Below are 18,232 nucleotides of genomic sequence, written 5' to 3'. Positions count from 1 at the left end.
CGGTTCAGTACCGCCGCATCAGCGCGATCAGCTTGCCCTGAACGCGCACCCGGTCCGGCCCGAAGATCCGCGTCTCATAGCGCGGGTTCGCTGCCTCGAGCGCGATGGAATTACCACGCCGGCGCAGCCGCTTCAGCGTGACCTCGTTCTCATCGACCAGGGCCACGACGATGGACCCGTTTTCCGCCACGTCGTCACGGCGGATGATCACGGTGTCGCCGTCGAGGATGCCGGCGTCGATCATCGAATCACCGGCGACCTCGAGCGCGTAGTGGTCGCCATTGCCGAGCATCGCGGCCGGCACCTCCACCGAGGTGCCCTGGTCACGCAGCGCCTCGATCGGCAGGCCGGCGGCGATCCGCCCGTACAGCGGCAGGTGGACGGCGGCGGCCTCGTTGGCGGATTTCTGCACGCCGGCGAGGTTGGGCGCGAAATTGCCACGGATGACGTTGGGGGCGAATTGCGGCGCCTCGGGCTCGGGCGTACGCGACTTCGGCCCCAGGCTCTCGGGCATGCGGATGACCTCGAGCGCGCGGGCGCGATGGGCGCGGCGGCGGAGGAACTGGCGTTCCTCGAGGGCGGTGATCAGGCGGTGGATGCCCGACTTCGACTTCAGCTTGAGCGCATCCTTCATCTCCTCAAAAGAGGGTGAGAAGCCCGTGGTACGCAGGTGCTTGTCGATGAAGATCAGCAGTTCATGCTGCTTGCGGGTCAACATGGGCGAGGCTTCTCCCGGGGTCGCCGCGACTCGGTGAACAAAGCGGCAACCAGTGCGGGTGTTCTAGAAAAGTTCCCCACAGGTCGTCAAACAAAAAATGCGACTCGTCCACGCCACCGGTGATGGGCTGAGCCTCAGGCGCCCAACGCGCGCAGCAGGATAGCCTCGACGATGCTGCCGGCCGGCACCGCCGGGGCGAAGGGCGCGCGCAGGATCAGCGCATCGGCGCGGGCGAGGTTCGCCAGCATGGAGCTGTCCTGCTGCGCGAAGGGCGTCGCCACGTCATCCTCGAGTGTGGCGCGCAGATGGTCGAAGCGTTTGTCGTTCTCGGCCAGCGCCGCGCCCGCGCGCACCCGCACCGTGGGCGGCGCGCCGGCGGGCAGGCCGCTCATCACCGCCATTGCAGGGAGCAGGAACTGCACGGCGCAGACCAGCGCGCTCACGGGATTGCCGGGCAGGCCGAGCACCGGCGTCGTGCCGAGCCGACCCCAGATCAGTGGCTTTCCCGGCCGCATGGCGATCTGCCAGAAATCCAGCGCGAACCCCTCTGGGCCGAGGGCCGCCTGCACCAGATCATGGTCGCCGACGCTGGCGCCACCCGTCGTCACCAGCATGTCGCAGGCGCGTGCGGCGCGTGCGGCTTCCGCGATCGCGGCGCGGTCATCGGCCGCGATCGGCAGCACCACCGGTTCGCCGCCACCGGCGCGGACCAAGGCGGCCAGCGCATGTGCGTTGGAGGAGACGATGCCCCCCGCCGGGATCGGCTCGCCCGGCAGCGCGATCTCGTCACCGGTGGCGAGGATGCCGATGCGCGGTCGCCGACGCACGGTGAGCCAGGGATGGTTGCACGCCGCGGCCAGCCCGACATCGCGCGCGGTCAGGCGCCGCCCGGCCGGGATCAGCGTGTCGCCGGCCGCGAAGTCTAGCCCGCGACGGCGGATCCAGCGCGCGACCACCACGCTCTCGCCGACCGTGATGCGCGCACCCTCAGCCTGCGCATCCTCCTGCAGCAGGATCGCATCCGCGCCTTCGGGCACGAAGGAACCTGTGAAGAGGCGCACCGTCTCGCCCGGCCCGACGCTGCCCGCGAAGGGATGCCCCGCAGGGGCGGCGCCGACCTGGCGCAGGACCGCGCCCGCCACCGCATCGGCCGTCCGCACGGCATAGCCATCCATCGCCGAGACATCGGCCGGCGGCTGCGTCACCCGCGCCACCACCGCACGCGCCGTTACTCGGCCCCAGGCTTCCGACAGGCCCACCGTCTCGGCCGGGGTCGGCGACAGCCCGTCCAGGATGCGCGCCCGCGCCTCCTCGAGCGCGATCATGCGCCGTGGAACTCGCCCGACTTGCCGCCGGATTTGTGGACCAGCCGCACCGCCTCGATCCGCATGCCGCGATCGGCCGCCTTGCACATGTCGTAGACGGTCAGCGCGGCGATGGTGACCGCCGTCAACGCCTCCATCTCCACCCCCGTCTGCCCGGTGAGCTTCACCATCGCCTCGATCTCGACAGCATCGGGTGCCGCCGGCGTCAGCTCCACCGAGACCTTGGACAGCATCAGTGGGTGGCATAGCGGGATCAGCTCCGCGGTGCGCTTGGCCGCCATGATGCCAGCCAGCCGCGCGACACCCAGCACATCGCCTTTGCCGACCTGGCCATCCATGATCCGCGCCAGCGTCTCGGGCGCCATGACGATGCGGCCGCGCGCTATCGCGACACGCACCGTGCAATCCTTGTCGCTCACATCCACCATCGCGGCGCGGCCGGCCGCGTCGAAATGGGTGAAGCCGGACATCAGCCGGCCTGGACCATCGCCCGCGCCGCGGCCTCGACGTCCGGCTGGCGCAGCAGATGCTCGCCCACCAGGATGCAGCGCGCGCCGGCCGCCGACATCCGCCGCACATCGTCGGGTGTGCGGATGCCGCTTTCGGCGACCGGGATGCGGTCGGCCGGCACCAGCGGGGCCAGCTGCTCGGTCACCGCGATGTCGGTCACCAGCGTCTTGAGGTCGCGGTTGTTGATGCCGACCAGGCGCGTCTCCAACCCCAGCGCGCGCTCCAGCTCGCGCTGATCATGCACCTCGACCAGCACGGCGAGATCGAGCGAGCGCGCCACCTCCTCCAGCTCATCGGCCTGCGTGTCGGTGAGGGCCGCCATGATCAGCAGGATGGCGTCCGCACCCATCGCGCGACTCTCGAACACCTGCCAGGGGTGGATGATGAAATCCTTGCGGAGCACCGGCAGCTTGCACGCCGCGCGCGCGGCCGTGAGATGCGCGGTCGCGCCCTGGAACCATTCGACATCGGTGAGCACGGAAAGGCAGGCCGCCCCCGCCGCCTCGTAGCTTGCGGCCAGGGCGGCAGGCTCGAAGGGCTCGCGGATGACCCCACCCGAAGGCGAGGCGTGCTTGATCTCGGCAATCAGGCCGATCCGACCCTCGGCGACGGCGGAGCAGAGCGCGCCGGTGAAGTCGCGCATCGGCTTCGCATCGCGCGCGCGCTTCTCCATCTCGTGCTGCGGCACCGAGGCGGAGCGCTCGCGCACCTCCTGCCACTTGCCTTCAATGATGCGGGCGAGGGTGTCGGGCAGCACGGTATCGGGCAGGGCGGGGGTAATGGGGGCCGAGACGTTCATGGGGGAGAGTCCTTGGGGGGGCAGGCACGGCGAAGGCGGTGGAGAATGTCGAGCGCGGCGCCGCTGTCGATCGCCCGGGCAGCGAGCGCGGCGCCGGCGCGGAGATCGCTCGCCTGGCCCGCGACCACAAGCCCCGCCGCGGTGTTCAGCACCACCACGTCGCGATAGGCGCCATGCGCGCCCTGCAGGAGGGCGACAAGCGCGGCGGCATTATGCGCGGCATCGCCGCCCTGGATGGCCGCGATATCGGCGCGCGGCAGTCCGGCATCCTCCGGCGTCACCGTGAATTCGCGGATCGCACCATCCTCAAGCGCCGCCACTTGGCTCTCGCCGGCAAGCGTCAGCTCGTCGAGCCCCAGGCCATGCACCAGCCAGGCGCGCTCGGTGCCGAGTTCGGCGAGCGTCTCGGCCATCGGGCGCAGCCATTGCGGGGCGAAGGCGCCGGTCATTTGCCGTGTCACCCGTGCCGGGTTCGCCAGGGGGCCGAGCAGGTTGAAGATGGTGCGCACGCCCATCTCGCCGCGCGGGCCGGCGGCGTGGCGCAGGGCGGCGTGATGGCGCGGCGCCATCAGGAACACCATGCCCACGTCGCGCAGGATCATGCCCAGGCTCTCGACCGGGGTGTCGAGCCCGATGCCGAGCGCAGTGATTGCATCCGCCGCACCCGATTTCGATGAGACTGCGCGGTTGCCGTGCTTGGCAACCGGCACGCCGGCACCCGCCAGCACGAAGGCCGCGGCCGTCGAGATGTTCAGCGTGCCGGCGGAATCCCCGCCCGTGCCGACGATGTCCATCGCACCGGGCGGCGCATCGATGCCCACCATGCGCGCGCGCATGGCGCGCACCGCACCGACCATCTCGGCCACCGTCTCGCCGCGCACGCGCATGGCCATCAGCAGACCAGCGATCTGGGACGGCGTCGCCTCGCCCTGCATGATGATGCCGAAGGCCAGTTCGGCTTCGGCCGCACTCAGCGTCTCCCCGCCGGCGAGGCGGGCGAGGACCGGCTTCAGGGAAGGTGCGTCCATCGCGGGGCTCAGGCCGTTGCCAGGGCCTTGACGCCGGCGAGCGTCAAAAAGTTGCGCAGCAGGTCATGGCCGTGCTGGCTCGCGATGCTCTCGGGGTGGAATTGCACGCCGTAGAGCGGCAGGTCGCGGTGCGCCACGCCCATCACGATGCCATCCTCGGTCCAGGCGGTCGCGACCAGCTCCGGCGGCAGGCTTTCGCGCCGCAGCACCAGGGAATGGTAGCGCGTGGCGCGGAACGGCGAGGGCAGGCCGGCGAATATGTCGGTGCCACCGTGATGGATGTCCCACACCTTACCGTGCACCGGCTGGTCCGCGCGGACCACATCGGCCCCCAGAGCCTGGCCGATCGCCTGGTGGCCAAGGCACACGCCCAGCACCGGCAGCTTGGCCTCAGCGGCGAGGGCGATGAGCGGCAGGCAGATGCCCGCCTCGCTCGGCGTGCACGGGCCGGGCGAGAGCACGATGGCGTCCGGCCGCATCGCAAGCACGGCCTGCGGGTCGATAGCGTCGTTGCGCTTGACCACGACCTCGGCCCCCAGGTCGCCCAGGAAGTGCCACAGGTTGAAGGTGAAACTGTCGTAGTTGTCGATCAGCAGGATCATGCCCCGATGCATGAACCGGCTGCGCGCGGGAATCAAGCGTGCCGAGTTGCTGCCCGCTGGGCTGCATGCTGCACTGCGGCATTCCGCAGGAGCCGCGCATGCAAAAACACCCCATCCTTGCCGCCATGCCGCTGCACCACGCGCTGCGCGACCGCCTCGCCGAACGCTACACCCTGCTCGGCCCGCCTTCGCGCTGGGCACCGGAAGCGCTGCAGCCGGAGATGCACGCCGCCCGTGCCGTGATCACGCTCGGCAGCCTCGGCGCCAGCGCGGCGATGCAGACGGCAATGCCCGAGCTCGGCCTGATCTGCTGCTATGGCACCGGCTTCGAAGCCGTCGACCGCGCCGCGGCCGCCGCGCGCGGCATTCACGTGACCCATGCGGGCGACGCCAACGCCATCTCCGTGGCCGAGTTCACCATGGCTCTGGTATTGGCGAGCGCCCGCCTCATCCTGCGCGCCGACCGCGTGGTGCGCGACGGGAAATGGGCGAGCCTCACCATCGACCGCATGCCCCAGGTCCCCGGCCTCGCCGGCCGGCGCATCGGCATCTATGGCCTCGGCGCCATCGGCCAGCGCGTCGCCACCCGCTCGGCGGCCTTCGACATGGAGGTGGGCTACCACGGCCGGGCACCGCGCCCCGAGCTGCCCTATGCCTACCACCCCAGCCTCATGTCGCTGGCCGAATGGGCCGACGTCCTGGTCGTGACAGTCCGCGCGAGTGCCGAGAACCGCCACGCCGTGAACGAAGCGGTGCTGCGTGCCCTCGGGCCCGAAGGCACCGTGGTCAATGTCGCGCGCGGCAGCGTCATCGACACCGATGCCCTTTGCGACGCCCTGGAAACTGGCGCCATCGCCGGCGCCGGCCTCGACGTCTACGAGACCGAACCGCAGGTCCCGGAACGCCTGAAAGACGCGCCCAATACCGTCCTCACGCCCCACATCGCCGCCCTCTCGCGCCTGGCCCAGGCCGCACAACAACAGGTGGTGCTCGACAATCTGGAGGCGTTCTTCGAAGGGCGGCCACTTCGGTCGCTGGTGAGGGAGTGACGCCCGGGGGAAGGCGCTGCCTTCCCCCAGACCCCCAACCGCCGGGGATCGCGCCGATCCCCGGGCCCCTGCATGGGTTGGTCCTGGGCTTGGGAGGGGTGTGCTGGCTTGAAGCGCCGGGGTGGGGAGGGGGCGCATCGCGGGTGCTCCCGTTGCCATCGCACCGCAGGCGCCCCCTCCCCACCCCGGCTCGCCTCCGGCGAGGCTCACCTTCCCCAATCCGGGAACCAACAAATGGAGGTCCAGGATCGACACGATCCTGGTGGGTGGGGGTCTGGGGGAGGGCAAAGCCCTTCCCCAGGCGTCACCCCTTCCGGCGCGCCGCGAAGCGGACGGCTTCCTCCGCCGCCCGGAACAGGGCGCGCGCCTTCTGCCGGGTTTCTTCGAATTCCGCCTTGGGGTCGGAATCGGCGACCACGCCGGCGCCGGCCTGGACGTGCATGATGCCGTCCTTCACCAGCGCGGTGCGCAGCCCGATGCAGGTGTCCATGCCGCCATCGGCCGCGAAGTAGCCGAAGCCGCCGGCGTAGATTCCACGGCGCGAGGGTTCGAGTTCCTCGATCACTTCCATGGCGCGGATCTTGGGCGCGCCGGTCAGCGTGCCCGCCGGAAAGCCGGCGATGAAGGCGTCGACGGAATCGAGGCCCTTGCGCAGCTTGCCTTGGACTTCCGAGCTGATGTGCATGACCTGGGAATAGCGTTCGATCTGGAACTGGGCGGTGACGCGGACGGTGCCGATCTCGGCGACGCGGCCGACATCGTTGCGCCCGAGGTCGAGCAGCATCAGGTGCTCGGCGCGCTCCTTGGGGTCGGCGAGGAGTTCGGCTTCCAGCGCGCGGTCTTCCTCAGGCGTCGCGCCGCGGCCGCGGGTGCCGGCGAGTGGGCGGACGGTGACCATCCCGTCGCGCAGCCGCACCAGGATTTCCGGCGAGGCGCCGACCGCGGCGAAGCCCGCGAAGTCGAAGTGGAACAGGAAGGGCGCGGGGTTGATCCGCCGCAACGCGCGGTAGAGCGAGAAGGAGGGCAGGCCGAACGGGATCGAGAAGCGCTGCGAGGGGACGATTTGGAAGGCGTCGCCGGCGCGGATGTAATCCTTTGCCCGCTCGACGGCCGCGATGAAGCCGGCTTCGGTGAAGTTGGAGCTCGGCTCGGGCGGGGCAGGGAGGTCGGCAGGCGGCGCGGCGCGCGGCACAGGGCGGTCAAGCGCGGCTTCCGCCTCGTCGAGCCGGGCATTGGCGACCTCCCAGGCGGCGGCGGCGTCGCCCGAAGCTTCGGGCCAGATCGGCGCGCAGAGGGTGAGCGTGTCGCGCACATGGTCGAACACGGCGATCAGAGTCGGGCGCATCAGCACAGCTTCGGGGATGCCGAGCAAGTCGGGGTTGGTGGCCGGCAGCTTCTCCATCAGCCGCACCATGTCGTAGCCGAGATAGCCGTAGAGCCCCGCGCCGATCGGCGGCAGTCCGGGCGGCAGCGCCATGCGGCCAAGCGCGATCACCGCGCGGAGGCTGTCCATGGCGGACGCATCCTCGGCCACGAAGGCATTCGGCGCCGAGAGCGCGTGGCGGTTCATCTCGGCGCGCCCGTCGCGGCAGCGCCACACCACGTCCGGCGCGAGGCCGATCGCGGAGTAGCGACCACGCGCGGCGCCGCCTTCGACGCTTTCGAGCAGGAACGCGTAGGGCTTGGTGTCAGCGAGCTTCAGGTAAGCCCCGACCGGGGTTTCAAGGTCGGCCACGCGCTCGCGTGCAACGACATACCCTCCTCCCGCCGCCAGCGCCTGCGCGAAGGCGGGAAACCCGACGATCATCGCCCGAGGCTTTCGAGCAGCGTCTGGTTCACCCGCACGGTGCTGCGCGCGCGCAGCGCGGCGTGCAGCTGTGCCTCGAGGTCGTCGGCGATCGAGCGGCGAACCTCGGAGCGCATCCGCTCGAGCGCGGCGGATTCCGCCGCGAGGTCGGCGACCTGGATCTCGACCACCTGGCCGACTGCGAAGCCGTCGCGCGTGGCGACCATCGTCGCCTCGCCGCGCGCGAGCTCGAACAGCGGGGCCAGGAGTTCAGGCGGCACCGGGCTGTCGCGCCCGGGCTCGCGGTCAAGCGGCCCGACCCGGCCGGTGGTGGCGTTGCCCACCGCGGCGGCCGCATCGAACGCCGTGCCGGCCCGCAACGCGGTGAGCATCGCGGTTGCGGCTTCTTCCTGCGCGCGCTTCTGGGCGTCCAGGCGCCAGGCCTCGCGCACCTCCGTCTCGACCGTCTCGAACGGCTTCAGGGCAGGGGCCACGATCTCGCGCAGCTCGATGCCGATGAAGCCGTCGACCGCCTCGTTCAGCCGGGCCGCGTCGCCGGCATTGGCCGCGAAGATCAGCCGCAGCGTTTCGGCCCGCTGCACCGGGCGCACCGGCATGGTGACATCGGCGCCCGCCGCGTCATGGCCCTGCGCGTCGGTGCGCACCACGGCATAGGCGAGGCCGTGCTCGCGCGCGACCTCCTCCAGCGTGGCGCCGCCGGCGAGCTGGTCCTCGTATCGGGTGGCGCGCTCGAAGGCGACGTCGAGCGCCTTCTCCAGCGCCAGCTCCTGGCGCAGCTCGGCGCGCACATCATCGAGCGAGCGCGTGCTGCCGGGGATGATCCGCTCGGCGCGGAACACGTGCCAGCCGAACGGGCTCTGCACCGGGGCCGAAACGGCGCCCTCGGCGAGCGCGAAGCTCGCCTGGGCGAGCGCGGGCAAAGGCAGCCCGGCGCGGTCGGTCTCCGGCAGCGCGCTCGCCTGGCCCTGGGCGGCGGTGGTCGCCGCCTCGATCGTGGCCCAGTCCGCACCCGCCTGCCATTGCGCGGCGATGGCGGCGGCGGCCGCCTGGTCGCGCAGCAGCGCCTGCTGCAGCACGCGGCGCTCGGGCGTTTCGAACTGGGCGCGGCGCGCCTCGTAGGCGGTTGCGATGTCGGCCTCGGCCACCTGCACCTCGGCGGCGAGCATCTCCGCGGTCAGCACCGCGACCACCGCCTCGCGCAGCGGCGGTGTCGAGAATTGCGCCGGATTGTTCTCGTAGAAGCGGCGTAGCTGGGCTTCGGTGGGTGCCGCGGGGGGCGCCGCGGCGGCGGTCGGGAAACGCGCGACATCGGCGATGCGGCGTTCCTGCAGGAAGCGCGTCAGCGGCTCGGCCATCGTGGCGGGTGCGATCGCCCCGCCGCGCACCGCACCGGCGATCTGCTGGCGCGCAAGGTCGGCGCGCATGAGCGTGAGGAACTGCTGCTCGGTGAGGTCGTTGGAACGGAGGAAGTTGAACAGCACGTCGCGCGAGAATCGGCCATCGACGCCCTGGAACTGCGGGATGGAGAACACCGCGCTGGTCACCGCCGCGTCAGGCACGATCACGCCCATGCGGCTTGCCTCGCTGCGCAGCACGCGGTCCATCACCAGGCCCTCGACCGCCTGGGCGGCGAGCGCCTTCCTGATCTCCTCGTTGCCCTGGAAATTCGGCCCCAGCTGGCGGGTGATGCGGGTGATCTCTCGCCGTGCGGCGGCCTGCGCCTCCTCGATCGGGATCGGCTGGCCATCGACGCGGGCCAGCGCCGAATCGCGGCCGAAATTGCGCACCACATCCTCGATCCCCCAGATCGCGAAGGACCCGATCAGGAGCACGAAGAGCAGCTTGGCGAACCAGGTGCCAGCGAGTTTGCGGAGCGCGGTGAGCATGGGTATCCAGACTGCGAAAGGGGCCGGACCATAGGCGAAGCGCGCCCCGGTTGCCAAACGCCGATGCGCGCAGTAATCGCGCCCTGAATCCGGAGAGCGCGCCATGACCCCTGGGATCCGCCCGCTGATCGCGGGCAATTGGAAGATGAACGGCACCATCCGCGAGGCGATTGCCCTGGCGGAGTCCATCGGCGCCAACGCCCCGCGCGGCGAGGCCGACCCGGATCTGGTGGTCTTCCCGCCCTTCCCGCATCTGCACGCCGTGGGCTCCACGCTGATGGGCCATGGCGTCGCGATGGGCGCGCAGGACTGCCACGCCGAGCCCAAGGGTGCCCATACCGGCGACGTCTCGGCGCCGATGCTGCGCGACATCGGCTGCGCCTACGTCCTGGTGGGCCATTCCGAGCGGCGCCTGAACCACCATGAATCCGATGCTGATGTGCGCGACAAGGCCGCCGCGGCCATCATGGCCGGGGTGGTGCCGGTGATCTGCGTGGGCGAGACCATGGCGCAGAAGGCCGCCGGCCAGTCCGAGAGCGTGATCCAGCGCCAGCTGCAGAACTCGATGCCGGACCGCTTCTCCACCGCCCGCGGCGTCGTCGCCTATGAGCCGGACTGGGCCATCGGCACCGGCCGCACGCCGTCCGAGGAGGACATCACCACCATCCATGCGCTGCTGCGCCGCCTGGCGCCGGCCGGCACGCGGCTGCTCTATGGCGGGTCGGTGAAGGCCGGCAATGCCCCGGTGATCCTCGCCCTGCCGAATGTGGATGGGGTGCTGGTGGGCGGCGCGAGCCTGGCGGCGGCGGAGTTCCTGGCGATCGCGGCGGCGGCATCGCCCGCCTAGGGCAACGCGCTCGCCCGGACGCCAAAGGACTTGCCGTCGAACCTCCTGGTCTACCGGCCGCGCAGCGCGGTCCGCAGGCTGCGGAGCGGCGAGGTCATACGCCAACTCGTCGATTGCTCCATTGCTGCGACGCGGCGCTGCATGTCTTCCTCCCTCGCAGCCATGTGCGCGAGGGCGACGGCCATCTCGCCTTTCACATCATTTAGCCGCGCCTCGGCCCTCAGCTCTGCCTTCAGCTTGGCCTTCAACTCCGCCTCGGCGACCGCCGAGGTGACCTGGGACGCATGATCCACGGGGTCCTCGGGCACCGCTGCGGCGCGACCGATCAAATTGGCCGCAACGGCGAGTTCACACCACTCTGCGGGCGTGCGTTCGGCCAGAGTCTCGGGGGCCGCGGGCAAGCGACGCCCACGACAGACGAAGATCGCGGTAAGGCTACTGGTCGCTTCCATCTCGGCGGCGGTGATTTCGGGGAAGGCGAAATCGGTTTCCCGTATCGTCACCTGATCCATGGGAAGCTGAATTTCGGTTTCGGGCTTGCCCGGCGTGGCGAAAGCGCCGGCGTGTTCGTGGCGGTGCACCTTCACATCGAGGAAGAACCGCTTCAGCTTTGCCTCCCACGCGCTGGGTGGAATGTGGTGGACGTGAAACCGGTTCTCCAAGTCAGCCGCCATCGCTGTGGCGTTGATGACAGGCGGAACGGCCACCACGCAAGCGCCGTCAGGTCGCATCACCCGGGCACATTCAGATGCAAGCCGGTCCACATGAGCGACATGCTCGAAAACATTGCTGCTGAACACCAGGTCAAAGAGGTCAGCGCCGCAGGGCAGCGGCAGGTTTAGATCGGCAACCTCAAAGGTGACGGGGTCGCCGGCATACCGGATTCGGGAATGCTCGATAGCGACGGCGGAGGCATCGAGCGCCAGCACCTGAGCGCCGTGCCTCGCCAGATAGGCGGCGCCGTAGCCCGAACCTGACCCGGCATCAAGAACCCGCCGGCCGGCCCCGAACTGCAGCGCGAAGCAGTAAATCGAGAGATGTGCCCAGTAGCCCCACATGTTGCCAACGATCATTCGCTCGCCGTCGTTTGTGAGGGCCTGTTCGGAAATACTCAATGGTGCGCTCCAACCGGCATGTTGCATTCAACTTCGTCTGATTGAGGGGTGCACTAGCAGAGTACTCACCTAGCGCCTACGGCCCCACGCCCCGTCGTGCTCCATGTCTGACGTAGCGCGGCCCAGGCTGCGATAATGAGCCTCGCAGTTCAACTCCCTGCGCTGCGTCGAGGACCAGCCTCACGTCTGAATGAAACGGTTGCGCGCCATGAGTGAAGACACAGGCAAGTCAATCCAAGTCACGGTCACTGAAGCTGTTCGGGCAACTCTTGGTCAGCCCACGCTTGCGCAGCCACTGGCCAAATGCGCGACCCGAGGGTAAAGCGCCCCGCATGGCCAGCCTCCTCCTCGTCCTCCACCTCATCGTCACCCTGTCCCTGATCGGCGTTGTGCTGCTTCAGCGCAGCGAAGGCGGCGGGCTCGGCGTCGGCTCCTCCCAGGGGATGGGCGGGTTCATGAGCGGACGCGGCACGGCCAACCTGCTCACCCGCACCACCGCCATCCTGGGGACGCTGTTCTTCGTGCTCTCGATTGCTCTGGCCCTGGTGAACCGCGGTTCCGTGCAGCAGCGCTCAATCCTCGATTCGCCGCCGCCGGCGGCCGCGCCCGCCGCCCCCGCACTTCCTGCGCTGCCGGCCGTCCCCACGAATTAAGCCAATCGCCGCAAGGTCTTCGCTGCCACCGGCCACAAGGTCTCCGCCGCGCGTGTCAGCCGCCCGCCATATGCGGGTGGCGCCGCCGCGCGCTTCCCGCTAGGAGGAACGCCCATGACGCGGTTCGTATTCATCACCGGCGGCGTGGTTTCCTCCCTGGGCAAGGGCATCGCATCCGCATCGCTTGGCGCGCTGCTCCAGGCGCGCGGCCACAAGGTCCGGCTGCGCAAGCTCGACCCGTATCTGAACGTCGATCCCGGGACGATGTCGCCCTACCAGCATGGCGAGGTCTTCGTCACCGATGACGGCGCGGAGACCGACCTCGACCTTGGCCATTACGAGCGCTTCACCGGCGTCCATGCCGCCAAGGGCGACAACTGGACCACGGGCCGCATCTATTCCGACGTGATCGCCGCCGAGCGCCGCGGCGACTATCTCGGCGGTACCGTCCAGGTCATTCCCCACATCACCGACAAGATCAAGGAAGTCATCCAGGCCGACACGGACGGCTACGATTTCATCCTCGTCGAGGTCGGCGGCACCGTCGGCGACATCGAATCCCTCCCCTTCCTCGAAGCCATCCGCCAGCTCGCCAACGAGCTCGGCCATCAGCGCTCCATCTTCATCCATCTCACGCTGGTCCCCTACATCCCCGCCGCCGGCGAGCTGAAGACCAAGCCCACCCAGCACTCCGTGAAGGAACTGTTGGGCCTGGGCATCCAGCCGCAGATCCTGCTCTGCCGCTGCGACCGCCCGATCCCGGAGAATGAGCGCCGCAAGATCGCGCTGTTCTGCAACGTCCGCCCCGAAAGCGTGATCCCGGCGCTCGACGCCTCGTCCATCTACGAGGTGCCGCTGCGCTATCACGAGGAAGGGCTGGATCGCGAAGTGCTCCGTCATTTCGGCCTCTCGGTCTACGGCCAGCCCGACATGTCGCGCTGGAACCGTATCCTCACCGCCATCCATGCGCCCGAGGGCGAGGTCACCATCGCGGTCGTGGGCAAGTACACGAACCTGCTCGACAGCTATAAGTCGCTCGCCGAGGCGCTCGCCCACGGCGGCATCGCGCATCGCGTGAAGGTCAACCTCCGCTGGGTCGACAGCCAGACCTTCGAGAATGGCGACCGCGAGGCCGTCGAGCGCCTCGAAGGCGTGCACGGCATCCTGGTGCCTGGCGGCTTCGGCGAGCGCGGCTCCGAAGGCAAGATCGAGGCGGTGCGCTTCGCCCGCGAACGGCGCATCCCGTTCTTCGGCATCTGCTTCGGCATGCAGATGGCGGTCATCGAGGCGGGGCGGAACCTGCTTGGCCTCAAGGGCGCGTCCTCGACCGAATTCGGGCCCTGCGCGGAGCCCATGGTCGGGCTGCTCACCGAATGGCTGCGCGGCAACGAGCGCGAAACCCGCGCCGCCGCCGGCGACCTGGGCGGCACCATGCGGCTTGGTGCCTATCCGGCAAACCTCGCCGAAGGATCGCTCGTGCGCGCGGTCTACGACGATGCGCCGAGCATCGAGGAACGCCACCGCCATCGCTTCGAGGTCAATGTCTCCTACCGCGGCAAGCTGGAGGAGGCAGGGCTGCGCTTCTCCGGCATGTCGCCCGACGGCGTGCTGCCCGAGATCGTGGAATACCCGGATCATCCGTGGTTCATCGGGGTGCAGTATCACCCGGAGCTGAAGTCCAAGCCCTTCGAGCCGCATCCGCTGTTCGCGGGATTCATCGGGGCGGCGGTGAAGCAGGCGCGGTTGGTTTAAGCAAGCATGGGGGAAATGAATTTCCCCCAAACCCCCATTCTTTCTTTTTTATCTATTGGTGCTAGCTGCCAACGAGCACCAATAGATCAAAAATAAAAGAATGGGGGTCTGGGGGAAATTCTTTTCCCCCAGTCGTTTCGGAGTTTCGGCATGATCCCCGTCGCCATCCGCGATCTCACCATCGCCAACGACCGCGCGCTGGTCTTCATCTCCGGCCCCTGCCAGATCGAATCCCGCGCGCATGCGCTGGAAACCGCATCCGCGCTCGCCGAGATGGCGCGCGTCGCCGGCATCGGCCTCATCTACAAATCCAGCTTCGACAAGGCCAACCGCACTTCCGGCTCCGCCGCCCGCGGCATCGGCATGGCCGAAGGCCTGGCCATCCTCGCCGAGGTGCGGGAGACCACCGGCCTGCCCACGCTCACCGACGTTCACACCGCCGAGCAATGCGCCCCAGCGGCCGAGGCGGTCGACGTGCTGCAGATTCCCGCCTTCCTCTCCCGCCAGACCGACCTGCTGCTCGCGGCCGGGGAGACGGGGGCGGCGATCAACGTGAAGAAGGGCCAGTTCCTGGCACCGTGGGACATGAAGAACGTCGCGGCCAAGATTGCGTCGACCGGCAACCAGCGCATCCTGCTGTGCGAGCGTGGTGCCTCCTTCGGCTACAACACCCTCGTCTCCGACATGCGCGCGCTGCCGATCATGGCGGAGACGGGCTACCCGGTGGTGTACGACGCGACGCACTCCGTCCAGCAGCCCGGCGGGCAGGGCAGCAGCAGCGGCGGGCAGCGCGAATTCGCGCCCATCCTGGCGCGCGCGGCCATCGCGGTCGGTGTGGCGGCCGTGTTCATCGAAACGCACCAGGACCCCGACCATGCGCCCTCGGATGGGCCGAACATGATCCCGCTGCGCGAGATGCCGGCGCTGATCGCGCGTCTGATGGCCTTTGATCGCTTGGCGAAATCGGGCTGACACGGCCTCTTAGCCGGTCTTTTACCCGCTGCCGGGACAATGCGCGGTGGCCGCCATTCCGTGGGCCGCAATGAAGGTGGCCCCATGCGCATCGCCTACACGAGAGAAGGTCAGCCACTCCCGGTGTTCGAGGCGGGTGATTTCGTGCGCATCAAGCGCGATGACCTCGGCTCGCCGATCGCCTATCGCGGCGGCGAGTGGGGCAGCGTCGTCTCGGTCGACGCGCATACCGCCGATGTCCAGCTGGCGGGTTTCTCCCGCCCCGCCACCGCGACGCTGCCCTATGCGCGCGCGGTGCCCTCCTCCTGGCTCGCGCCTTGCGATGCGCGGGGGGCCGCCATCCTGCTCGACCAGCGCGATGTGAGCCGTTCCGGCCTGAGGGCCAGCCAGTTCGATGATCGCGCGGCGCGTGGTCCCGGCGGCGTGCAGGACAATGCCGCCCCGGTCCAGGTGGGCGACCTGGTGCGGATGCGCCGCGACGAGGAAGGCGAATTCGTCACCGCCCGGGCCGGCGATTGGGGCGAGGTGCTGAGCGTCGGCGCCGGGCAGCTCGACATCCGCTTCGCCGGCTTCTCCCGGCCCAAGACGGCCGGCATGCCGGTCGCCCGCGGCATCCCCGCGCGCCTGGTGGAACCCTGCGACCGCCAGGGGCGCGCGGCCGCGCCGGTCGCCACCCTGCGCGCCGTCCACCGCTGGCGTTGAGGGGCGCTTGCGGTGAGCGGCGCGGCGGCCTATCCGCCTGCCGACAGCAGAGATCGGAGACCCGCCGCCATGGCCGCCATCGAAGACATCATCGCCCGCGAAGTGCTCGACAGCCGCGGCAACCCCACCGTGGAGTGCGAGGTGGTGCTCGACAGCGGCGCCTCCGGCCGCGCCATCGTCCCCTCCGGCGCCTCCACTGGCGCGCATGAGGCGGTCGAACTCCGCGACGGCGACAAGGCCCGCTACGCCGGCAAAGGCGTGCTCAAGGCCTGCGGCAATGTCGAGGGCGAGATCTTCGATGCCATTGGCGGCATGGACCCCTTCGAGCAGATCAAGATCGACGAGACGCTGATCGAGCTGGACGGCACGCCGAACAAGGCGCGGCTGGGTGCGAACGCGATGCTCGCCGTCTCGCTCGCCTGCGCCAAGGCGGCGGCGAACGAGCTGGGCATCCCGCTCTATCGCCATGTCGGCGGCACCTTCGCCCGCACCATGCCGGTGCCGATGATGAACATCATCAATGGCGGCAAGCACGCCGACAACCCGATCGACATCCAGGAATTCATGGTGATGCCGGTCGCCGCCGGCACCATGGCGGATGCCGTGCGCATCGGCGCCGAAATCTTCGGTGCCCTGAAGAAGCAGCTGCACGACGCCCATCACAACACCAATGTCGGCGACGAAGGCGGCTTCGCCCCGAACATCGGCTCTGCCGACGAGGCGCTGGCCTTCATCGCCAAGGCGTGCGAGGCCGCCGGCCACCGCGTGGGCGAGGATGTGGTCTTCGCGCTCGACTGCGCCGCGACCGAATTTTACGATGGCGGCCTCTACAAGCTCGCCGGCGAAAACAAGACGCTCGAGCCCGGCGCGATGGTCGACTACCTGGCCGAGCTTTGCGCCAAGTGGCCCATCGTCTCCATCGAGGACGGCATGTCCGAGGATGACTGGGAGGGTTGGAAGCTGCTCACCGACCGCATCGGCGCCACCGTCCAGCTCGTCGGCGACGATCTGTTCGTGACCAACCCCGAGCGCCTGCGACTGGGCATCGAGCGCGCGACGGCCAACTCGATCCTGATCAAGGTCAACCAAATCGGCACGCTCACCGAGACGCTTGACGCCGTCGAGATCGCGCACCGCGCCGGATACACCGCCGTGATGAGCCACCGCTCGGGCGAGACCGAGGACGCGACCATCGCCGACCTCGCCGTCGCGACCAATTGCGGGCAGATCAAGACCGGCTCGCTCAGCCGCTCCGATCGCTTGGCCAAGTACAACCAGCTCATCCGCATCGAGCAGGATCTGGGTGCCGCGGCGCGTTATGCCGGGCGCAATGTGCTGCGGCGCTGAGTTTTCTGCGCGCTCACGCGGATGGGTGCTTGCCAAGCGACTCCGATGTTGATTCTCTGCGTCAGGGGCTTGGGGATTGCGCGTGAGGGGTTTTGGCCAGGCATTGACGCGGCGCGCGAAGGAAGCGGTTCTCCCGCTCGCCTTCATCGCGGTCTGCTTCTACTTCGGCTGGCACGCCCGTCACGGTGAGCGCGGCCTGATCGCGCATGCCCAGCGCAGCGAGGAGATCGCGCTCGCCCGCCAGGAGCTCGTGCGGGCGGAAGCCGCGCGCGACACGATCGAGCGCCGTGTGCAGGGGCTGCGCGGCGACCATGTCGATCGCGACCAGCTGGACGAGCGGGCCCGCGCACTGTTGAACATGGTCGGCCGTGACGAGATCGTGCTGCCCTACCCGGCGGGGCAGCGCCTCTACTAGGCGGGCAGCGCGCGCAGCTGCGGCAGCGGCGAGCGCAACAGCACCAGCAGCGACACCGCGAACCCTGCCGCCGCCAGCCAGACCGCCGCATGCGGACCCTGCCACGCCGCGAGCGCGCCGCCGGCCAGCGCGCCGAGCGGGCGCACGCCGAACACCGCCACCTGCATCGTCGCCCCCACACGGCCGAGCAGGCCCTGGGGTGTGACCGCCTGGCGCAGGCTGGTCTGGGCGATCTGCCAAAGCATCGGCCCGAAGCCGAGCAGGAACTGGCCCAGCGCCAGCCACAGCACGGCGCCCCCCATCGGTGCGGCGAGGATTGCCAGGACGGCGGCCACCGAAAGCGCCGGCCCCACCATCAGCGAAAACCCCGGGCTTGTCCGAGCGCCAATCCAGGGCGCGAGCAGCGCCGCCAGCACCAGCCCCGCCCCGTAGGCGCCCAGTGCCACGCCGGCCGCCGCCGGGCTCAGCCCGAGCGGTCCCAGGGCGAGCGGCACCAGCACCGCCTGCAGCGCGAAGAAGGCGCTGTTCCAGGCGATGGCGACCAGCGCGATCGCGGCCAGGTGCGGCTCGGCCCGCACGAAGCGCGCGCCTTCGAGGATGGCCGCGGCGATGCGTGGGCGGTTCGCCTGGGGCTGCGCCGGCACCGAGGGCAGCCGCAGCGCCGCCGCCGAGGCGATCAGCCCGGCCGTGGCGGCGAGCGCGAGG

Annotated in this window: 18 protein-coding genes; 8 read left to right on the top strand and 10 right to left on the bottom strand. The window is 69.7% G+C overall.

Going from position 1 to position 18,232, the window contains the following annotated elements:
- Positions 1-4 precede the first annotated feature (4 nt).
- The 6 genes from lexA to GXW79_RS16595 all read right to left on the bottom strand — a co-directional run bounded on the left by lexA (position 5) and on the right by GXW79_RS16595 (position 4,982).
- Positions 5-718, bottom strand: a complete 714-nt coding sequence (lexA, locus tag GXW79_RS16620; protein ID WP_211875561.1) for a transcriptional repressor LexA — start codon at positions 716-718, stop codon at positions 5-7.
- 134 nt (positions 719-852) lie between these two features.
- Complete coding sequence (locus tag GXW79_RS16615; protein ID WP_211875560.1) at positions 853-2,043, bottom strand: molybdopterin molybdotransferase MoeA; 1,191 nt, start codon at positions 2,041-2,043, stop codon at positions 853-855.
- Entirely contained in the window at positions 2,040-2,513 is a 474-nt protein-coding gene (moaC, locus tag GXW79_RS16610; protein WP_211875559.1) for a cyclic pyranopterin monophosphate synthase MoaC, read from the bottom strand. Before moaC ends, GXW79_RS16615 begins: the two co-directional genes overlap by 4 nt.
- Entirely contained in the window at positions 2,513-3,352 is an 840-nt protein-coding gene (gene trpC, locus GXW79_RS16605) for an indole-3-glycerol phosphate synthase TrpC (protein WP_211875558.1), read from the bottom strand. Before trpC ends, moaC begins: the two co-directional genes overlap by 1 nt.
- The gene (trpD, locus tag GXW79_RS16600; protein WP_211875557.1) at positions 3,349-4,380 is read right to left on the bottom strand and encodes an anthranilate phosphoribosyltransferase; all 1,032 of its coding nucleotides are present in this window, start codon (positions 4,378-4,380) and stop codon (positions 3,349-3,351) included. Before trpD ends, trpC begins: the two co-directional genes overlap by 4 nt.
- Positions 4,381-4,388: 8 nt before the next feature.
- Positions 4,389-4,982, bottom strand: a complete 594-nt coding sequence (locus tag GXW79_RS16595) for an anthranilate synthase component II (protein ID WP_211875556.1) — start codon at positions 4,980-4,982, stop codon at positions 4,389-4,391.
- Between the two features lie 98 nt (positions 4,983-5,080).
- Between GXW79_RS16595 and GXW79_RS16590 the strand changes: the two genes are divergently transcribed.
- On the top strand, positions 5,081-6,031 hold the full coding sequence (locus GXW79_RS16590; protein ID WP_211875555.1) for a 2-hydroxyacid dehydrogenase: 951 nt from the start codon (positions 5,081-5,083) through the stop codon (positions 6,029-6,031).
- A 304-nt stretch (positions 6,032-6,335) separates the two neighbouring features.
- Here the strand turns inward: GXW79_RS16590 and trpE are convergent, their stop codons facing one another.
- Together trpE and GXW79_RS16580 are read right to left on the bottom strand one after the other, a co-directional pair.
- The gene (gene trpE / locus GXW79_RS16585; RefSeq protein ID WP_211875554.1) at positions 6,336-7,838 is read right to left on the bottom strand and encodes an anthranilate synthase component I; all 1,503 of its coding nucleotides are present in this window, start codon (positions 7,836-7,838) and stop codon (positions 6,336-6,338) included.
- On the bottom strand, positions 7,835-9,724 hold the full coding sequence (locus GXW79_RS16580) for a peptidylprolyl isomerase (RefSeq protein ID WP_211875553.1): 1,890 nt from the start codon (positions 9,722-9,724) through the stop codon (positions 7,835-7,837). The genes trpE and GXW79_RS16580 overlap by 4 nt, the downstream gene beginning before the upstream one ends.
- 115 nt (positions 9,725-9,839) lie before the next feature.
- On the opposite strand from GXW79_RS16580, the gene tpiA reads away from it, so the two are divergent.
- Complete coding sequence (gene tpiA / locus GXW79_RS16575) at positions 9,840-10,571, top strand: triose-phosphate isomerase (RefSeq protein ID WP_211875639.1); 732 nt, start codon at positions 9,840-9,842, stop codon at positions 10,569-10,571.
- A 50-nt stretch (positions 10,572-10,621) separates the two neighbouring features.
- On the opposite strand, the gene GXW79_RS16570 is transcribed toward tpiA, so the two are convergent.
- Entirely contained in the window at positions 10,622-11,686 is a 1,065-nt protein-coding gene (locus tag GXW79_RS16570; protein WP_211875552.1) for a class I SAM-dependent methyltransferase, read from the bottom strand.
- A 332-nt stretch (positions 11,687-12,018) separates the two neighbouring features.
- Here GXW79_RS16570 and secG point away from each other — a divergent pair, with 332 nt between their 5' ends.
- The 6 genes from secG to GXW79_RS16540 all read left to right on the top strand — a co-directional run bounded on the left by secG (position 12,019) and on the right by GXW79_RS16540 (position 17,527).
- Positions 12,019-12,339 (top strand): preprotein translocase subunit SecG, encoded by a 321-nt coding sequence (secG, locus tag GXW79_RS16565; RefSeq protein ID WP_211875551.1) that lies wholly within the window; start codon positions 12,019-12,021, stop codon positions 12,337-12,339.
- Between the two features lie 114 nt (positions 12,340-12,453).
- Positions 12,454-14,091, top strand: coding sequence for a CTP synthase (locus GXW79_RS16560; RefSeq protein ID WP_211875550.1), 1,638 nt, complete (start codon positions 12,454-12,456; stop codon positions 14,089-14,091).
- Between the two features lie 150 nt (positions 14,092-14,241).
- The gene (kdsA, locus tag GXW79_RS16555) at positions 14,242-15,063 is read left to right on the top strand and encodes a 3-deoxy-8-phosphooctulonate synthase (protein WP_211875549.1); all 822 of its coding nucleotides are present in this window, start codon (positions 14,242-14,244) and stop codon (positions 15,061-15,063) included.
- Positions 15,064-15,147: 84 nt separating this feature from the next.
- Positions 15,148-15,765 (top strand): hypothetical protein, encoded by a 618-nt coding sequence (locus GXW79_RS16550; RefSeq protein WP_211875548.1) that lies wholly within the window; start codon positions 15,148-15,150, stop codon positions 15,763-15,765.
- A gap of 69 nt (positions 15,766-15,834) precedes the next feature.
- Positions 15,835-17,112 carry a phosphopyruvate hydratase gene (gene eno, locus GXW79_RS16545; protein WP_211875547.1) on the top strand — a complete coding sequence of 426 codons (1,278 nt, stop codon included), beginning with the start codon at positions 15,835-15,837 and terminating at the stop codon, positions 17,110-17,112.
- An 82-nt stretch (positions 17,113-17,194) separates the two neighbouring features.
- Positions 17,195-17,527, top strand: coding sequence for an FtsB family cell division protein (locus tag GXW79_RS16540; protein ID WP_367614936.1), 333 nt, complete (start codon positions 17,195-17,197; stop codon positions 17,525-17,527).
- Here GXW79_RS16540 and GXW79_RS16535 read toward each other — a convergent pair.
- The coding region (locus tag GXW79_RS16535; protein ID WP_211875546.1) for an MFS transporter at positions 17,524-18,232 on the bottom strand (709 nt) is incomplete at its 5' end. The two genes, GXW79_RS16540 and GXW79_RS16535, sit on opposite strands and share 4 nt — an antisense overlap.

Source organism: Plastoroseomonas arctica, assembly GCF_018128965.1.
GTDB classification, from domain to species: Bacteria; Pseudomonadota; Alphaproteobacteria; order Acetobacterales; family Acetobacteraceae; genus Plastoroseomonas; species Plastoroseomonas arctica.
This window is presented reverse-complemented; position numbering and strand designations above follow the sequence as displayed.